We start from the raw sequence: 16,985 nt of genomic DNA on the forward strand, positions 1-16,985 counted from the left end.
TCGCATGACCACGACGAGCAGCCGCACCCTTGCGACCGAGGCGACCCTGACGCCCGGTGCTCGTTGTATGTGTCGCCTGATGTGTCGAATGTGCGCCTTCTAGAGGGCCCCCGCATCAGCTGAGCCTCGCGCCCCGAAGCGAGAGCCGTGGCATGTCCGTGCGCCGCAGACCGCACGAGACGAAGACCCCACCCTTCATGCCGGAACCGCATGCACCCGTGCCCGGGCACACCCACGCCCGTGCACTCGACAGTGACGGAAACCCACGTGATCACCACCTCGGGCCTGACCAAGGTCTACCGCTCCCGCGGCCGTGAGGTCACCGCCCTCGACGGCGTCGATCTCCACGTCCGCGAAGGCGAGGTCTACGGCGTCATCGGCCAGTCCGGCGCCGGCAAGTCCTCCCTCATCCGCTGCGTCAACCTGCTGGAGCGCCCCACCTCCGGCACCGTGACCGTCGCCGGGCAGGACCTCACCGCCCTGGCCGGCCGCGGCCCGCGCGCCGGCAAGGAACTGCGCCGGGCGCGCAGCCGGATCGGCATGGTCTTCCAGCACTTCAACCTGCTGTCCTCGCGGACCGTGCAGGACAACGTCGAGCTGCCGCTGGAGATCCTCGGCCAGGCGGGCCGGGCCCGCTCCCGCAAGGCGCTGGAGCTGCTCGACCTGGTCGGCCTCGCCGACAAGGCCAAGGCCTACCCCGCCCAGCTCTCCGGCGGCCAGAAGCAGCGCGTCGGCATCGCCCGCGCCCTCGCCGGCGACCCGAAGGTGCTGCTCTCCGACGAGGCCACCAGCGCCCTCGACCCCGAGACCACCCGTTCCATCCTGCAGCTGCTGCGCGACCTGAACCGGCAGCTGGGCCTGACCGTCCTGCTCATCACCCACGAGATGGACGTCGTGAAGTCGGTCTGCGACTCGGCCGCCCTGATGGAGAAGGGCCGGATCGTGGAGTCCGGCACGGTCACCGAGCTGCTCGCCACCCCCGGCTCCGAGCTGGCCGCCGCGCTGTTCCCGGTGAGCGGTGAGCGCACCGGCGCCGACCGGACCGTCCTCGACATCACCTTCCAGGGCGAGGCCGCCACCCAGCCGGTCATCTCCCAGCTCTCGCGCACCTACAACATCGACATCTCGATCCTCGGCGCCGCCATCGACACCGTCGGCGGCCTCCAGATCGGCCGCATGCGCATCGAACTGCCCGGCCGGTACGAGGACAACGTGGTGCCGGTCGGCTTCCTGCGCGAACAGGGCCTGCAGATCGACGTGGTGGACCAGGAGAACCTGCTGGTGAAGGAAGGTGTCAAGTGACCTGGTCGGAGATGCAGCCGCTGCTGTCCCAGGCGTGTTGGGACACGCTCTACATGGTCGGCTGGTCCACACTGATCGCCGTCGTCGGCGGCCTTCCGCTGGGCATCCTCCTGGTTCTCACGGACCGGGGCGGCCTGCTGCAGAACGTCGTCGCCAACAAGGTCATCGGGCAGGTCGTGAACGTCGCCCGCTCCATGCCGTTCATCATCCTGATGGTCGCGCTGATGGGTTTCACCCGCTCGATCACCGGGACGACCATCGGCCGTGAGGCCGCCATCGTGCCGCTCGCCATCGGCGCGATCCCCTTCTTCGCGCGCCTGGTCGAGACGGCCGTCCGGGAAGTGGACGGCGGGCTCGTCGAGGCCGTCCAGTCGATGGGCGGCAACACCTGGACCATCGTCCGCAAGGTACTCGTACCGGAGTCCCTGCCCTCCCTGATCGCCAGCACCACGACCACGATCGTCGCCCTCATCGGCTACTCGGCCATGGCCGGCACGGTCGGCGCCGGCGGCCTCGGAGACATCGCCATCCGCTACGGCTACCAGCGCTTCGAGACCCAGCTGATGTGGATCACCGTCGCGATCCTCGCCGTCGTCATCTCCGTCATCCAGTTCGCCGGCGACTACGCGGCCCGCGCCCTGCACCGCCGAGGCGGCCGGTCCGGCCCCGCGCCCAGGCTCCGCCTCCTGAAGGCCAAGGAGCCCGCGGCGGCCGACGTCAGCAAGGTCGCGTAAAGACCCACCAGACTCCCCGTCACCCGTACACGGGGTCGCACCACCCATAAGGAAAGGCACTTTTCGTGCGTAACACCGCCAAGTTCACCACCGCCGTTCTCGCCGCCGGAGCCCTCACCCTCGGGCTGACCGCCTGCGGCTCCGACAAGGACTCCGCCTCCTCCGACGGCAACGGCCCGCTGGTCGTCGCCGCGAGCCCGACCCCGCACGCCGAGATCCTGAACTTCGTCAAGGACAAGCTGGCGAAGAAGGCGGGCCTCGACCTCGAGGTCAAGGAGTTCACCGACTACATCACGCCGAACACGGCGACCGAGGACGGCTCGGTGGGCGCCAACTACTTCCAGAACCAGCCGTACCTGGACGACTTCAACAAGAAGCGCGGCACCCACATCGTGCCCGTCGTCACGGTGCACCTGGAGCCGCTCGGCCTCTACTCCCACAAGATCAAGAAGGCCGACGCCCTCAAGAGCGGTGCGACCATCGCCGTCCCGAACGACGCCGTCAACGAGGCCCGAGCCCTGAAGCTGCTCGCCGCCAACGGGCTCATCACCCTCAAGGACGGCGTCGGCAACGAGGCCACCCCGCAGGACATCACCAAGAACCCCAAGAACCTCGAGTTCAAGGAGGTCGAGGCGGCCCAGACCGCACGCTCCCTGGACGACGTGGACGCGGCCGTGATCAACGGCAACTACGCCATCTCGGCCGGCATCAAGCCCGCCAAGGAGGCGCTGGTCCTGGAGTCCCCGAAGAACAGCCCCTACGGCAACTTCCTCGCCGTGAAGAAGGGCAACGAGTCGGACCCGCGGGTCAAGAAGCTCGCGAAGCTCCTCACCTCGCCCGAGGTCAAGAAGTTCATCGAGGACAAGTACCAGGGCTCCGTCATCCCGTCGTTCTGAACCGCCAGGGGGGACTGAAGCGATGCGCACGTCCGTCGTCGCCGTGGCGGCCCTGGCCCTCGGCCTCACCGCCTGCGGCTCCGGCACGGACTCCGGCAAGGGCGGTGGCAAGGACGACACCCTCGTCGTCGGCGCCACCGCCGTCCCGGCCGGCGAGGTGCTCACCTACGTCAGGGACCACCTCGCCGCCGAGGCCGGCCTGAAGCTGGAGATCAAGGAGTTCACGGACTACGTCCTGCCGAACACCGCCCTCCAGGAGGGCGAGCTGGACGCGAACCTCTACCAGAACCAGCCCTACCTGGACGACTTCAACCAGTCCAGGGGCACCGACCTGGTCCCGGTCGTCAAGCCCTACCTGCCGCCCATGGGCGTCTACTCCCACAAGGCCCACAAGGTCACCGAGCTAGCCGACGGAGCCACCGTCGCCGTGCCCAACGACACGACCAACGAGGGCCGCGCCCTCAAGCTGCTGGCCGCCGGCGGCGTCATCGGGCTCAGGGCCGGCGCAGGCGCCGACGCGTCCCCCGCGGACGTCACGGCCAACCCCCGGCACCTGAGGTTCCGCGAACTGGAAGCCGCCCAGCTGCCCCGCTCGCTGGACGACGTGGACGCCGCGGTCATCAACAACAACTACGCCCAGGACGCGGGCCTGAGCCCCGCCAAGGACGCGATCCTCCTGGAGTCGGCGAAGGGCAACCCCTACGCCAACCTCCTCGCCGTCAGACGCGGCAACGAGGACGACCCGCGGGTGAGGAAGCTCGCCGCGCTGCTCGTCTCGCCCGAGGTACGGACGTTCATCCAGGACAAGTACCACGGGTCCGTCCTGCCGGTGACCGGCGGCTGACGGCACGTACACGGCGTTTCGCCACGCACGGGGTCCGCTCCCTCACCGGGTGTGGACCCCGTTGTGCGGTTCAGTGGTTTCATGCTGCATGCTGGGCAGTTCAGCAGGCCTGACGGCCCGTACGGTCTTTCGAGGATTTTCCGAAGGTTACGGAGCGGCGCATGACGAGCACCTTCCCCAACATCTCCATCAGCACGGAGCGGTTGGTGCTGCGCCCCCTCGACGAGGACGACGTGCCCGCCCTGGCCGAGATGATGAACGACGAGCAGGTCGTCGCCTGGACCACCGTCGCCCACCCCTACACCGAGGCCGACGCCCGCGAGTGGATCACCCGGCTGGCCCCCGAGGAGCGCACCGCCGGCCGCGGCATCGTCCTCGCCGTCACCGAGTTCCTCACCCAGCGGCTCGTCGGCGTCGTCCACCTGAGGAACACCGACTGGCGCGTCCGGTCCAGCGAGCTCGCCTACGTCGTCGCCCCCTGGGCCCGCGGCGAGGGCTACGCCTCCGAAGCGGCCCTCGCCACCGCCCAGTGGCTCTTCCACGACCGGAAGTTCGAGCGGCTCGAACTGCGCACCGCCGCCGACAACACCGCATCCCAGCAGGTGGCCCAGAAGATCGGCTGCATCAGCGAGGGCGTCCTGCGCAACGCCTGGATAGCGCGCACCAGAACCGAGGACGGCCCCTGGACCGAGGTGCGCACCGACGTCATCGTCTGGAGCCTGCTGCCGGAGGACCTCGCCGGGGTCAGCGAGCAGGCCGCCGACACGGGCGGTTTCACCTCGTACTCGGACTGGAACTGAGCCCCCGGGCTCCACCAGGTACCCTCACGGAGCCCGCCCCGGGCCCCCTGTTCCCGAAGAACCTGAGCAGAACCCCAGGAGACTGACGACGATGGCCGACCGGGTCACGGTGATCGGCTGGGACGGCTCGCCGCTGACCGCCGCGGCACGCGCCGCCCTCGGCGCCGCCACCCTCGTGGCCGGTGCCGCCCACCACCTGGCGCTGCCCGAGGTGCCGCCCGCCGCCGAACGCGTCCGCCTCGGCAGCCTCGCCCTGGCCGCCCGCCGCATCGCCGCCCACCGCGGCACCGCCGTCGTGCTCGCCGACGGCGACCCCGGCTTCTTCGGCGTCGTACGCACCCTCCGCGCACCGGAGTTCGGCCTCGAGGTGGAGGTCGTCCCCGGCGTCTCCTCGGTCGCCGCCGCCTTCGCCCGCGCCGGCATGCCCTGGGACGACGCCCAGGTGGTCGTCGCCCACCCGCGCACCCTGCGCCGGGCCGTGAACGTCTGCCGCGCCCACACCAAGGTCGCCGTCCTCACCTCGCCGGGCGCCGGCCCCGCCGAACTCGGCCTGCTGCTGGAGGGCGTGCACCGCACCTTCGTCGTCTGCGAGGAACTGGGCACCCGGCGCGAACAGGTCAGCATCGTCACCTCCGACAAGGCCGCCGACCACACCTGGCGCGACCCCAACCTCGTCATCGTCATCGGCGGGCCCGTCGGCGCGGGCGAGAGCGGCGGCTGGATCGCCGGCCGCGACCCGGGCACCGGCCCGCGCGGCTGGGTGCAGCCCGACGAGAGCTACGGCGCCGGACCGGGCGGCGGTCTCGGCGAGGGCGAGACCCAGTTGCTGCGCGCCGCCCAACTCACCCGGCTCGGGCCCCGGATCGGCGACCTCGTGTGGGACATCGGCTGCGGCAGCGGGGCGTTCGCCGCCGAGGCCGCGCGCGCCGGCGCGGCCGTCATCGCCGTCGACCACGACCCCGCCGCCTGCGCCCGCACCGACGACGCCGCACGCCGGTTCGGGGTCCAGCTCCAGATCGTCCACGGCAGCGCCCCGCACGTCCTCGAAAGCCTGCCCGAGCCGGACGTCGTACGGGTCGGCGGCGGGGGACCGGCCGTCGTCTCCGCGGTCGCCGACCGGCGCCCGCAGCGCATCGTCACGCACGCCGCGACCCGTGACGCCGCCGAACGCGTCGGCCGCGACCTGACCGAGCACGGGTACCGGGTCGAGTGCGCCCTCCTCCAGTCCGTCGAACTGGACACCCGGGCCTGGACGGAGACCGAGCGGAACGTAGCGTTCCTGCTCAGCGGGGTACTACCGGATCGCGCCCCGTGATCCTGTTGTCGTACTGCGCGCGGTAGGCTGGCCGATCGTTGTACCGCACCGGTGGCCCGAACTTCGTTCGCCAATGTCCGGAACGCACGCCCGTTTTGGGGTGGGTGTGGTACTGCGGAACCGGAGGACGCGCAACGTGGCGCAGTCCACAGCGGGCTGTCGCGGATCATGCTGTCGCGACGGCGGAACGACCGGGACAATGCCACTGAATGGCTTTGTCGCCTTTTCCGGCGGGTCGTTCGTGCCGCTGGGCACGGACGCTCGTTCTTCACTGCGGGGCGGTCGGTGCGCCGTTCCGGGTGAGCTGGTCGTAGGAGCACAAACCGATGGGCGAGGGGTACGCATGACCGACACCGGCCAGGTCCCGGGCGAGGGGCAGCCGGAGAGCGCAGGCATGGTGGAGCAGCCGGGCGTCCCCGCGCACGGTGCGTACACCTACCTCTCCGAGGCGCCCGCCGAGGACGAAGACCTGCTGCTGCCGGGTGCCCAGGGCGCGTGGGGCAACGAGGTGCCGCCACCCGCTCCGGAGCCGGTGGTGGAAGCCGTCCACGAGCCGGGGCCGCACGAGACGGCCGGCCGTGACAGCGGCTCGGTCGACCTGAGCGGTGTCCGGCTGCCCGACTCGGGCCCCGTCTCCGTCACCCCGTCGCCCATCCTCTCGGCGCCGCACGACCCGGCGGCCGCCCCGCAGCCGCCGCGCCGGCCGCTGCACCTCGGCCCGCCGATCCCCGACGCCTCCGCGAGCCCGGTCCGCTCCCTCGCCGACCGCGGCCCCGCGGGAGCGCCGGTACGGCAGCCCGGGCAGCAGCCCGCCGGCCCCGAGTACCTCGACGCCCAGCCGCTGCGCGAGATGGCTCCGCAGAGCGCGGCCCCCTGGGGCTCGGCCCCGGCCCAGGTCGGCGCACAGGCACCGGCTGCCGAAACGGTTAGTCCGGGCGCGCCCGCCGAGCAGGCCGACGCCGCCCAGGCCGCGATGGCCCGCCTCGCGAGCCAGGCGGCGGCCCAGACCCCGGCCGGCGACACCGGCCAGGTGCCCGTCGTGCACGGCCACGACGGGGTCCAGCCGGTGCACGCCCATGACGGCGTGTACACCGCGCCGGGCACCGAGGCCGCTCCCGTCGCCGATGCGGCCGGAGCCGCGGAGGTGACTCCGGCGGGACCGGCCGCACCGGCTGCCGACGGCGCTGTTGCCGTCCCCGAGGGCGGGGAGCCCGGTCCGGCGCAGGTCGCCGATGTGCCGGGCGACGCGCAGGGAGCCGAGGCCGGCGATGGCCAGGTCCAGCCGATGCCGGAGGCTCCCGTGGCGGACTCGCCGGATCAGTCCGTCCCGGTCGAGCCGGCGCCGGAGCAGGCCGTACCCGCCGAGACACCGGCCGGCACGCAGCTAGCGGAGGCCCCTGGCGCCGAGGCCCCCTCGGAGGCGGGTCCGACGCCGGTCGTCACCCCCGCTGCCGACGTGGCCCAGCCCGCCGCGCCCGCCGGGCCGGCGGAGGACACGCAGCCGGCCGAAGCAGTGCAGACCGACGCCGTACAGGCTGCCGCAGCGGGACCCGCCGTCGGTGCCGCGCAGCCCACGGAAGCCGCGCAGCCCGTCGAAGCACCGGAGGCTGCCCCCGTCGTGCAGGCCCCGGATGCCGCGCAGCCGGCCGGCGTCGCCCAGCCCGTCGAAGCGCCGCAGGCTGCCGCTGCCGTGCAGGCCCCGGATGCCGTGCAGCCGCCCGGCGTCGCCCAGCCCGTCGAAGCGCCGCAGGCCCCCGGCGCCGAGCCGGCCGCCGACGCGCAGGCGCCGGGTGTGCAGCCGCCCGGCGTTGCCCAGCCCGTCGAAGCGCCGCAGGCTGCCGCTGCCGTGCAGGCCCCGGATGCCGTGCAGCCGCCCGGCGTTGCCCAGCCCCTCGAGGCACCGCAGGCCCCCGGCGCCGAGCCGGCCGCCGACGCCCCGCAGGCCGCTGCCGTCACGCCGCCCCAGGCCCCCGCCGAGGCCCAGGCGCCCGTCGCCCCGCCGGGTGTGCCCGAGGTGGCCGACGTAACGGCCGCCCAGAGCGTGCCCCTGCCCGCCGAGGCAGTGGCTGCCGTCCCGGACGCCCCCCAGCACACCGACGCGGCTCCCGCCCCGACGGCCGTCCAGGCCGCCGAGGCCGTCGCACCCCATGCCACGACGGAGACCCCCGAGGCGACCGCCCCGGCTCAGCCGGCCCCCGACGCCGTACCGGCCGCCGCCCCCGTCACAGCGGAGCAGCCCCCCGTACCCGTCGCCGCCGACCACACCGCCGGCGCCGCAGAGGTGGCCGAGCCGGCCGTGTTCCAGGCCGCTCAGGGCCCGCAGCTCGCCGAGGGCGCCCCGCACGCTGCCCCGGCCGGCCCGCAGCAGCAGCCGGCACCGGACGTCGCCGCGTCTGCGCACGGCGCGGAGCAGCGGCTGCCCTCCGGACTCCCGGTGGAGCCGGACCCGGAGCAGCCGCTCGGGCAGTTCGTGCCGGTGGAGGGCCAGGTGCCCACCACCCCGCACCTCGCGCCCACCCCGCCGCACCCCCTGGTCCTGCCCGCGGAGGACCCGCAGGGCCCGCAGGAGCAGCCGGAGGCGGTCGCCACGGTGCCCGAGGGCGAGCCGGACGTCGTACCGGCCGCACCCGACGCCGAGCCCGCCCCCGATGTCGTACAGCACGCGGAGGACCTGCAGACCAGGGCCGCCGACCAGGAAGAGAGCACGGCCGCAGTGGCGGAAGCACGACAGTCCACCGGACCGGCCGCGCCCGGTTACGCCGACGCCGAGCGCGAGGCCGTCCTGAAGGTCATGCGCGAGCGCCGCGACATCCGCAACGGCTTCCGCAGCGACCCCATCCCGCACGAGGTGCTGCTCAGAGTCCTGGAGGCCGCGCACACCGCGCCCTCCGTCGGCCACTCGCAGCCCTGGGACTTCGTCGTCATCCGGTCCGCCGAGACCCGGCAGACGATGCACGAACTGGCGATGCGGCAGCGCGAGGCCTACGCCAAGTCGCTGCCGAAGGGCCGGGCGAAGCAGTTCAAGGAACTGAAGATCGAGGCCATCCTCGACACCCCGGTCAACATCGTCGTCACCGCCGACCCCACCCGCGGCGGCCGGCACACCCTCGGCCGTCACACCCAGCCGCAGATGGCGCCCTACTCCTCGGCGCTCGCGGTGGAGAACCTCTGGCTCGCCGCCCGCGCCGAAGGCCTCGGCGTCGGCTGGGTCAGCTTCTTCGACGAGCGGGAGATGGTCCGCGCGCTCGGTCTGCCCGAGCACCTGGAGGTCGTCGCCTACCTGTGCGTCGGGTACGTCGACGAGTTCCCGGACGAGCCCGAGCTGATGCAGGCCGGCTGGTCCAAGCGACGCCCCCTGTCCTGGGTGGTGCACGAGGAGACCTACGGCCGCCGCGCCCTGCCCGGAGAGGAACCCCACGACCTGCTCGCCGAGACCGTCGCACAGATCCGCCCGCTCGACGCCAAGGCGCTCGGCGAGGCATGGGAGCGCCAGAAGCGCATGACCAAGCCGGCCGGCGCGCTCGGCATGCTGGAGATCATCTCCGCGCAGCTGTCCGGGCTGTCCCGGCAGTGCCCGCCGCCGATCCCGGAGCCCGCCGCCGTCGCCATCTTCGCCGGCGACCACGGCGTGCACGCCCAGGGCGTCACCCCCTGGCCGCAGGAGGTCACCGCCCAGATGGTGGCCAACTTCCTCGGCGGGGGAGCCGTCTGCAACGCCTTCGCCGCCCAGGTCGGCGCCGAGGTGTGCGTGGTGGACGTGGGCGTGGCCGCCGACCTGCCGGCCACCCCGGGCCTGCTGCCGCGCAAGATCCGCGGCGGCACGTCCGACATGACCACCGGCCCCGCGATGACCCGCGAGGAGGCCAAGGCGGCCATCGAGGTCGGCATCGAGACCGCCCGCGACCTGGTGGCGGCCGGCAACAAGGCGCTGCTCACCGGTGAGATGGGCATCGCCAACACCACCGCGTCCGCCGCGCTGATCTCCGTCTTCACCGGCGCCGACCCGGCCGAGGTGACCGGGCGCGGCACGGGCATCAACGACGAGACGCTGGCCCGCAAGACCGAGGTGGTCCGCCGCGCGCTGGAACTCCACCAGCCGGACCCGGCCGACCCGATCGGCGTCCTCGCGGCGATCGGCGGCTTCGAGCACGCGGCCATCGTCGGCCTCCTGCTCGGCGGCGCCTCGCTGCGTACGCCGGTGATCCTGGACGGTGTCAGTGCCGGTGCCGCGGCGCTGGTCGCCCGCGCCATCGCACCCGAGGTGCTCGCGGCCTGCATCGCCGGCCACCGCAGCGCCGAGCCCGGCCACGTCGCGGCCCTCAACAAGCTGGGCCTGCGCCCCCTGGTCGACCTCGACCTGCGCCTCGGCGAGGGCACCGGCGCCCTGCTCGCCCTGCCGCTGGTGCAGAGCACCGCGCGGGCGATGCACGAGGTGGCCACGTTCGATTCGGCGGGGGTCACGGAGAAGTAGGTCCCGCGGGACGGGTGGTCCGGTGTTCAGCTGTCGGACCACCCGTGTCCCGTGCCCTGCCCACCGCTTAAAATCTGCACGTCAGGGCCGCTCCGAAGGTGCAGCGCGCCCATCGCACAGCTGCACGAGGAGCCGCCCCTCATGGCCGAACACCCCGCCTACCCCGTAGGCCTCCGCCTCTCTGGCCGCCGCGTGGTCGTCCTCGGCGGCGGCCAGGTCGCCCAGCGCCGCCTCCCGGCGCTCATCGCGGCCGGCGCGGACATCGTCCTCGTCTCCCCGCACGCGACCCCCTCGGTCGAGGCCATGGCGGACGCGGGGGAGATCACCTGGGTGCGGCGCGCGTACCAGGACGGCGACCTCGCCGAGGCCTGGTACGCCCTCATCGCCACCAGCGACGCCGAGGCCAACGCCGCCGCTTCCGCGGAGGCGGAGCGCCACCGCGTCTGGTGCGTCCGCTCCGACGACGCCGACCAGGCGACCGCCTGGACCCCGGCGACCGGCCACAGCGAGGGCGTCACCGTCGCCGTGCTCACCACGCACGCGCGGGGCCGCGACCCCCGGCACACCGCCGCCATCCGGGACGCGGTCGTGGAGGGCCTGCGCGACGGCACCCTCGTCGCCCCGCACCACCGCACCCGCACCCCCGGCGTGGCCCTGGTCGGCGGCGGCCCCGGCGACCCCGACCTGATCACGGTCCGCGGCAGGCGCCTGCTCGCCGAGGCGGACGTCGTCATCGCCGACCGGCTCGGCCCGCGCGACCTGCTCGCCGAACTCCCGCCGCACGTCGAGGTGATCGACGCGGCGAAGATCCCGTACGGCCGCTACATGGCCCAGGAGGCCATCAACAACGCGCTCGTCGAGCACGCCAAGCAGGGCAAGGCGGTCGTCCGGCTCAAGGGCGGCGACCCGTTCGTGTTCGGCCGGGGCATGGAGGAGGTCCAGGCGCTCGCCGAGGCCGGCATCCCGTGCACGGTGGTGCCGGGCATCTCCAGCTCGATCTCGGTGCCGGGCGCGGCGGGCATCCCGGTCACGCACCGGGGCGTCGCCCACGAGTTCACGGTCGTGAGCGGCCATGTCGCCCCCGACGACGAGCGCTCGCTGGTCGACTGGCCGTCCCTGGCGAAGCTCACCGGCACGCTCGTGATCCTGATGGGCGTCGACAAGATCGGGAAGATCGCCGAGACGCTCGTCGCGCACGGCAAGTCCCCGCAGACGCCGGTCGCCCTGGTGCAGGAGGGGACGACGGCCGCGCAGCGGCGCGTGGACGCCACCCTGGCCACGGTCGCCGAGACGGTACGGACCGAGGACGTGAAGCCCCCGGCGGTCATCGTCATCGGCGAGGTCGTCCGGGTCGGCCCCGAGACCTCGGCGTGAGACCGGGCACGAGCCCCGCGTGACCACCGACGACCTTGGCTTGATCACGCGTAACCCGGGGTAACCCACCCCTTCCCAGCCGTTGGCACCACACCCAGGACAAGGCAGTATCACCCTGTGGCCGATCTCATCACCGTCGAGGATCCCGACGACCCCCGCCTGACCGACTACACGGGCCTGACCGACGTCGAGCTGCGCCGCAAGCGCGAGCCCGCCGAGGGCCTGTTCATCGCCGAGGGCGAGAAGGTCATCCGCAGGGCCAAGGAAGCCGGCTACGAGATGCGGTCGATGCTGCTCTCGGCCAAGTGGATCGACGTCATGCGCGACGTCATCGACGAACTCCCGGCCCCGGTGTACGCCGTCAGCCCGGAACTCGCCGAACGCGTCACCGGCTACCACGTGCACCGCGGCGCTCTCGCCTCGATGCAGCGCAAGCCGCTGCCGACGGCAGGCGAGCTCCTGCAGACCGCCCGCCGCGTCGTGATCATGGAATCCGTGAATGATCACACGAACATCGGGGCCATATTCCGGTCGGCTGCCGCCCTCGGCATGGACGCGGTGCTGCTGTCGCCCGACTGCGCCGACCCGCTGTACCGACGCAGCGTCAAGGTGTCCATGGGCGCGGTGTTCTCGGTGCCGTACGCCCGTCTGGAGACCTGGCCCAAGGGCCTGGACTCGGTCCGCGAGGCCGGCTTCACCCTGCTCGCGCTCACCCCGGACGAGAAGGCCCGCACCCTGGACGAGGCCGCCCCGCACCGGATGGACCGGGTGGCCCTGATGCTCGGTGCCGAGGGCGACGGACTCTCCACGCAGGCACTGGTCGCGGCCGACGAGTGGGTCCGCATCCCGATGTCCCACGGCGTCGACTCGCTCAACGTCGGCGCGGCCGCCGCGGTCGCCTTCTACGCGGTGGCCACGGGCCGACCGGAAGCCTGACCGGCCGGCCCGCAGGGCTCAGTTCCCGGCGTCGTGGCTCACTGCCGACCTGTACTGGTCGGACATGACCTTGCCGTCGACCGACGGCGGGTAGCCCGGCTGCGTGTGCCGCTGCCGCAGGACCCCGCCGTCGTCCCCGAGCCCGCGCGCCGGGCCCTGGCAGCCCTGCGCCACCGCGATACCGAGGGCGACCAGCAGCGTCACCACCACGAACACGAACAGGCGTTGCCGCAGCAGCCGCGGATTGGCCGGCCGCCGGACGATCCGCGCCGGCCGCTGGCCCGGCCGCCCGGAACCGCCGCGCGGAGCGGGACGGGCGTTGCCGGAGCGCGGACCGCCGCCGCGCGGCGCCGGGGTCGGGCGCGCCGCACCCGGTCTGGCGGCGGCACCGCCACCGCGCGGACCGCTGCCGCCGCGCGAGGCGACCCCGCCACGGGACGGCGCCTCGCCCCGCGGGGACATCCCGCCCCTGCCCGGCACATCACCGCGCGCGGCCGGGCCGCCGCGCGACGGCACACCGCCCCGGGCCGGGGTCCCACCGCGCGGCAGCGGCGTACCGGGAGCGGTACGCCGCTGGGTGCGCTGCTGCTCGGGGTAGGTGTCGACGAGCCGCCCGGTGGGCCGGTCCGCCTCGGCGGCACGCGGCGCGGGCGGCCGTACGCCGTCCAGGCCCTGCGCCTCCCGGGCGGCGATCTCCTTGAGCCGCAGCGACAGCTGCAGGGTGCTCGGCCGCTCTTCGGGGTCCTTCGCCAGGCACGCCCGGATCAGCGGGGCCAGCGCGTCCGGTACGCCGTGCAGCTGGGGCTCCTCGTGCACCACCCGGTACAGCATCACCTCGGAACTGCCCTGCCCGAACGGTGAGTCGCCGGTCGAGGCGTACGCCAGGGTCGCGCCCAGGGAGAAGACGTCGGTGGCCGGGGTGACCGCAGCGCCGCGCACCTGCTCCGGGGCGAGGAAGCCGGGGGAGCCGACCGCGGTGCCCACGTGGGTGAGCGTGGAGGCGCCGGTGGCCCAGGCGATGCCGAAGTCGATGATCCGCGGCCCCTTGGGGGACAGCAGGATGTTGGAGGGCTTCAGGTCCCGGTGGACGACCCCGGCCTCGTGCACGGCGACCAGCCCCTCGGACAGGGCCGCGCCGATCGCCGCGGTGTCCGCAGCGCCGAGAGCGCCCTCGTCGGCGACCTTGTCGTGCAGGGACGGTCCGGGCACGTACTGGGTGGCGAACCAGGGGCGCTCGGCCTCCAGGTCCGCGGCGACCAGCCGGGCCGTGCAGCCACCGCGGATACGCCGGGCCGCCGACACCTCGCGCGCGAACCGCGACCGGAACTCCTGGTCCTCCGCCAGATCGGGCCGGATCACCTTCAGGGCGACCCGCTGCCCCTTCTTGTCGGAGCCGAGATAGACCACGCCCATCCCGCCCGCGCCGAGCCGTCGGTGAAGCCTGAACGAGCCGACGACGCGCGGGTCCTCGCGCCTCAGGCGCATCATCGCCATGTTCATCCCCGCTGCCCGGTCCCTGTGACGTGGCCCAGCTTACGTTTCCACGGCCGCCTGCGCGCAGAGGCCGCGCCCTCTCGGGCGGACGGATTGTGTGGGCCGTCCGGGGCAGGTGAGACGCGGTCAGGAAGCCCCGCCCCACGGCGACTTCCGGTCACGGGGGTGGTCAACCGGCCAGTGGAGCAAAGAGGTTGGGCTCGCCCGCCGACCTGCTGTGCGGCGTCCTGCGCCCCTCGGCCGGCGGTCGGCGGCGGCCCGTGGCCCCGGCCGTCCCCCGGATCACGATCGGCCTGCGGGACCCCTCCCGGCCCCGTCCGCAGTGATCGAAGTCACTCGCTCCGGCCCCCTGGACGCTTCCGAAATGACCGGACAGAGCGGGCGGCCCCTCAGGGAAGACCCCTAGACCCGGGCCCGCGTCTCCACCCAGGGGAGTACTTCGCAGGCCGTGGCTCATCCTCCGGGAGGCCCGGCAATCGGTACGAGGGCATGACGCCCGATGTGCGCCGCGCGCCTAGATTTGAGGTCAAGCGGCGGGTGCAGCACTCGTCCCCCGAGGTCAGACACCCGCCGCTGCCGATGACAACCGAACGGTCAGGAGAGGGACCATGGCCCACACGGCACCGCGACGCCCCGCGTTCGTCCCACGCCGGACGGGACGTCGCCACCCCCTGGTGGCGACGCTCATGGCCCTTCCCCTGGCGGCCCTGCTCCTGCTCGTCTTCGACGGCTGGGAGACGGTGGCCACACAGGCGTCGTCCGTGGGTGTGATGCTGGGGCGCTGAGCGGCGACCCCAGGCCCGGAAGAGCGGTCCGGGCGGGGACATCCATCCATGAAACCCCGTGGGGACGGGGGTGCGGCGGACGGCACGAATGCCGGCGCAGCTGGGGAGCTGCGCCGGCATTGGCCGTTTGACCGCCGTGCGGCACCCCGCAAGCGCGGTGGGCTGCCCCGCCCCCGGTCAACCCCGGTACCCTCGCCCGGACAGCTCACCCCGTCCGAGGCAGCCTTGACCGCAGACACCGGTACCGACGCAGACGCACCCGCCCGCTCCCTCATGTCCGTGCTGGCCGCCGGAGCCAGGGCCGCCGCGCACCCCCGTACCCCCACCGCCCCCTGCACCTGCGGCAGCACCCCCCTCGCCGACCGCGAGGACGCCACCGTGGTCCGGCACGCGGGCACCGTCGCCAAGGCCCACGCCCCGGACACCGACCCGGCCGCGCTGACGCTCCGCATGGCCACGGCCGCGCGCCTCCCCGACGTACTGCTGCCCCCGCTCACCCCCGCCCCGGCCGCCCTGCACGGCCGCCTGGTGACCTTCTGGCCGTACGGCCTCCCCGTGGACCCGGACGACCCGGACGCCGCCCCCTGGGAGGCCGCCGCCACCCTCCTGGCCCGGCTGCACCGCACCCCCGTCCCCACCGGCCTCCCCCCGATGCGCGGCCCCGCGAAAGCCGCCCGCGCCCTCGGCAGGCTCCGCGCCGCCCTCCGCGGCGCGCCCCACGCGGCTGCCCGCCCGGTCCTGGACGCCTGGGCCACCCTGCCCGCCTGGGCCCGGGCCGCGGCGCCGATGCCCGGCCCGCCCGGCCTCTGCCACGGCGACCTGCACCTCGGCCAGCTCGTCCGGCACCCGGCGCCGGACGGCCCGTGGAAGCTGATCGACGTGGACGACCTGGGCGCGGGCGTCCCGGCCTGGGACCTGGCCCGTCCCGCCGCCTGGTACGCCTGCGGGCTCCTCCCGCCCGACGAGTGGACGCGGTTCCTGAGCGCCTACCGGCAGGCCGGCGGCCCGGCCGTACCCGCCGACGGCGACCCCTGGGCCGCCCTGGACGTCCCGGCCCGCGCGCTCACCGTGCAGACGGCCGCGCTGGCGGTCGCCAAGGCGCTCGCCGCGAACCGCCCGCTGGACGAGGTGGAGCAGGCCGTGGTCGACGCCTGCGCACGAATGCCGTCCGTCACGCCCCAGGCCCCCGGCCCCCCTCGGCCCGCGCCCGGAATCCCGGACTAGGCTGCAACCGCCCGGGGCCGGACGGAGTCTGTCCTGGGGAAACACGAAGCAGGACCGACCGGCGAGGAGTTGAGCCGACCATGCAGTGTCCGAAGTGCCATGCGCCGATGCACACCTACAACCGCAACGGCGTCCAGATCGAGCAGTGCAGCGGCTGCCGCGGCATCTTCCTCGACTACGGCGAGCTGGAGGCGCTGACCCGCCTGGAGTCCCAGTGGTCGCAGCCGGCCCCGCCGCCCCCGCCCGCGGCCCCGCAGGCCTACCCGGCCCCGTCCGCGCCCGCCTGGGGCGCCCCGCACGGCGGCCACGGTCACCACGGCCACCACCGCCACAAGAGCTTCGGCCACATGCTGTTCTCCAGCTGAGCCCACGAAGAAGCCCCCGGCCGTACGAGACGGCCGGGGGCTTCTTCATGTGTGGACGATACTGGGATTGAACCAGTGACCTCTTCCGTGTCAGGGAAGCGCTCTCCCGCTGAGCTAATCGTCCGCGGACCGTGACCCGCGAGTCACAGGCAGTGCGCGATACTGGGATTGAACCAGTGACCTCTTCCGTGTCAGGGAAGCGCTCTCCCGCTGAGCTAATCGCGCGGGGGATCTTCGAGGAGATCCAGGATCCGAAGATCCAGTGGACGATACTGGGATTGAACCAGTGACCTCTTCCGTGTCAGGGAAGCGCTCTCCCGCTGAGCTAATCGTCCTTGGAGGTGGAGACGGGATTTGAACCCGTGTAGACGGCTTTGCAGGCCGTTGCCTCGCCTCTCGGCCACTCCACCAGGAGTGTAGGGGATCGGGACGACCCCTTCTTCCT

General features: G+C 73.6%; 12 protein-coding genes and 4 tRNA genes. 11 read left to right on the plus strand and 5 right to left on the minus strand.

Features of this window, described 5'->3' with window-relative positions; translation table 11 throughout:
- Positions 1–210 precede the first annotated feature (210 nt).
- The 9 genes from ACIP4Y_RS25205 to ACIP4Y_RS25245 all read left to right on the plus strand — a co-directional run bounded on the left by ACIP4Y_RS25205 (position 211) and on the right by ACIP4Y_RS25245 (position 12,672).
- Positions 211–1,302, plus strand: a complete 1,092-nt coding sequence (locus ACIP4Y_RS25205; protein WP_401397478.1) for a methionine ABC transporter ATP-binding protein — start codon at positions 211–213, stop codon at positions 1,300–1,302.
- A complete protein-coding gene (locus tag ACIP4Y_RS25210) occupies positions 1,299–2,036 on the plus strand; it encodes a methionine ABC transporter permease (protein ID WP_401397481.1) in 738 nt (245 codons plus the stop codon). Before ACIP4Y_RS25205 ends, ACIP4Y_RS25210 begins: the two co-directional genes overlap by 4 nt.
- 65 nt (positions 2,037–2,101) lie before the next feature.
- On the plus strand, positions 2,102–2,932 hold the full coding sequence (locus tag ACIP4Y_RS25215) for a MetQ/NlpA family ABC transporter substrate-binding protein (RefSeq protein ID WP_358643346.1): 831 nt from the start codon (positions 2,102–2,104) through the stop codon (positions 2,930–2,932).
- Positions 2,933–2,954: 22 nt separating this feature from the next.
- On the plus strand, positions 2,955–3,776 hold the full coding sequence (locus ACIP4Y_RS25220; RefSeq protein ID WP_401397485.1) for a MetQ/NlpA family ABC transporter substrate-binding protein: 822 nt from the start codon (positions 2,955–2,957) through the stop codon (positions 3,774–3,776).
- 161 nt (positions 3,777–3,937) lie between these two features.
- Entirely contained in the window at positions 3,938–4,576 is a 639-nt protein-coding gene (locus tag ACIP4Y_RS25225) for a GNAT family N-acetyltransferase (RefSeq protein WP_358643342.1), read from the plus strand.
- A gap of 91 nt (positions 4,577–4,667) precedes the next feature.
- Complete coding sequence (gene cbiE / locus ACIP4Y_RS25230) at positions 4,668–5,891, plus strand: precorrin-6y C5,15-methyltransferase (decarboxylating) subunit CbiE (protein ID WP_401397488.1); 1,224 nt, start codon at positions 4,668–4,670, stop codon at positions 5,889–5,891.
- 343 nt (positions 5,892–6,234) lie between these two features.
- Positions 6,235–10,362, plus strand: coding sequence for a nicotinate-nucleotide--dimethylbenzimidazole phosphoribosyltransferase (gene cobT / locus ACIP4Y_RS25235; RefSeq protein WP_401397491.1), 4,128 nt, complete (start codon positions 6,235–6,237; stop codon positions 10,360–10,362).
- Positions 10,363–10,503: 141 nt separating this feature from the next.
- On the plus strand, positions 10,504–11,736 hold the full coding sequence (cobA, locus tag ACIP4Y_RS25240; RefSeq protein ID WP_358648308.1) for a uroporphyrinogen-III C-methyltransferase: 1,233 nt from the start codon (positions 10,504–10,506) through the stop codon (positions 11,734–11,736).
- Positions 11,737–11,853: 117 nt separating this feature from the next.
- Positions 11,854–12,672 carry a TrmH family RNA methyltransferase gene (locus tag ACIP4Y_RS25245; protein ID WP_401397494.1) on the plus strand — a complete coding sequence of 273 codons (819 nt, stop codon included), beginning with the start codon at positions 11,854–11,856 and terminating at the stop codon, positions 12,670–12,672.
- Positions 12,673–12,690: 18 nt separating this feature from the next.
- On the opposite strand, the gene ACIP4Y_RS25250 is transcribed toward ACIP4Y_RS25245, so the two are convergent.
- Positions 12,691–14,172 carry a protein kinase gene (locus ACIP4Y_RS25250; RefSeq protein WP_401397497.1) on the minus strand — a complete coding sequence of 494 codons (1,482 nt, stop codon included), beginning with the start codon at positions 14,170–14,172 and terminating at the stop codon, positions 12,691–12,693.
- A 1,052-nt stretch (positions 14,173–15,224) separates the two neighbouring features.
- Here ACIP4Y_RS25250 and ACIP4Y_RS25255 point away from each other — a divergent pair.
- Positions 15,225–16,175, plus strand: a complete 951-nt coding sequence (locus ACIP4Y_RS25255) for a phosphotransferase family protein (protein WP_401397878.1) — start codon at positions 15,225–15,227, stop codon at positions 16,173–16,175.
- 80 nt (positions 16,176–16,255) lie between these two features.
- Positions 16,256–16,540 carry a zf-TFIIB domain-containing protein gene (locus tag ACIP4Y_RS25260; RefSeq protein WP_358647301.1) on the plus strand — a complete coding sequence of 95 codons (285 nt, stop codon included), beginning with the start codon at positions 16,256–16,258 and terminating at the stop codon, positions 16,538–16,540.
- 52 nt (positions 16,541–16,592) lie between these two features.
- Here the strand turns inward: ACIP4Y_RS25260 and ACIP4Y_RS25265 are convergent.
- The 4 genes from ACIP4Y_RS25265 to ACIP4Y_RS25280 form a co-directional block, all read right to left on the minus strand.
- Positions 16,593–16,664, minus strand: a tRNA-Val gene (locus ACIP4Y_RS25265).
- Between the two features lie 29 nt (positions 16,665–16,693).
- Positions 16,694–16,765, minus strand: a tRNA-Val gene (locus ACIP4Y_RS25270).
- Between the two features lie 38 nt (positions 16,766–16,803).
- Positions 16,804–16,875, minus strand: a tRNA-Val gene (locus ACIP4Y_RS25275).
- Between the two features lies 1 nt (position 16,876).
- Positions 16,877–16,950: transfer RNA gene (locus ACIP4Y_RS25280), tRNA-Cys, on the minus strand.
- Positions 16,951–16,985: the final 35 nt, after the last annotated feature.

This window comes from Streptomyces sp. NPDC088810, from assembly GCF_044750305.1.
GTDB lineage: Bacteria > Actinomycetota > Actinomycetes > Streptomycetales > Streptomycetaceae > Streptomyces.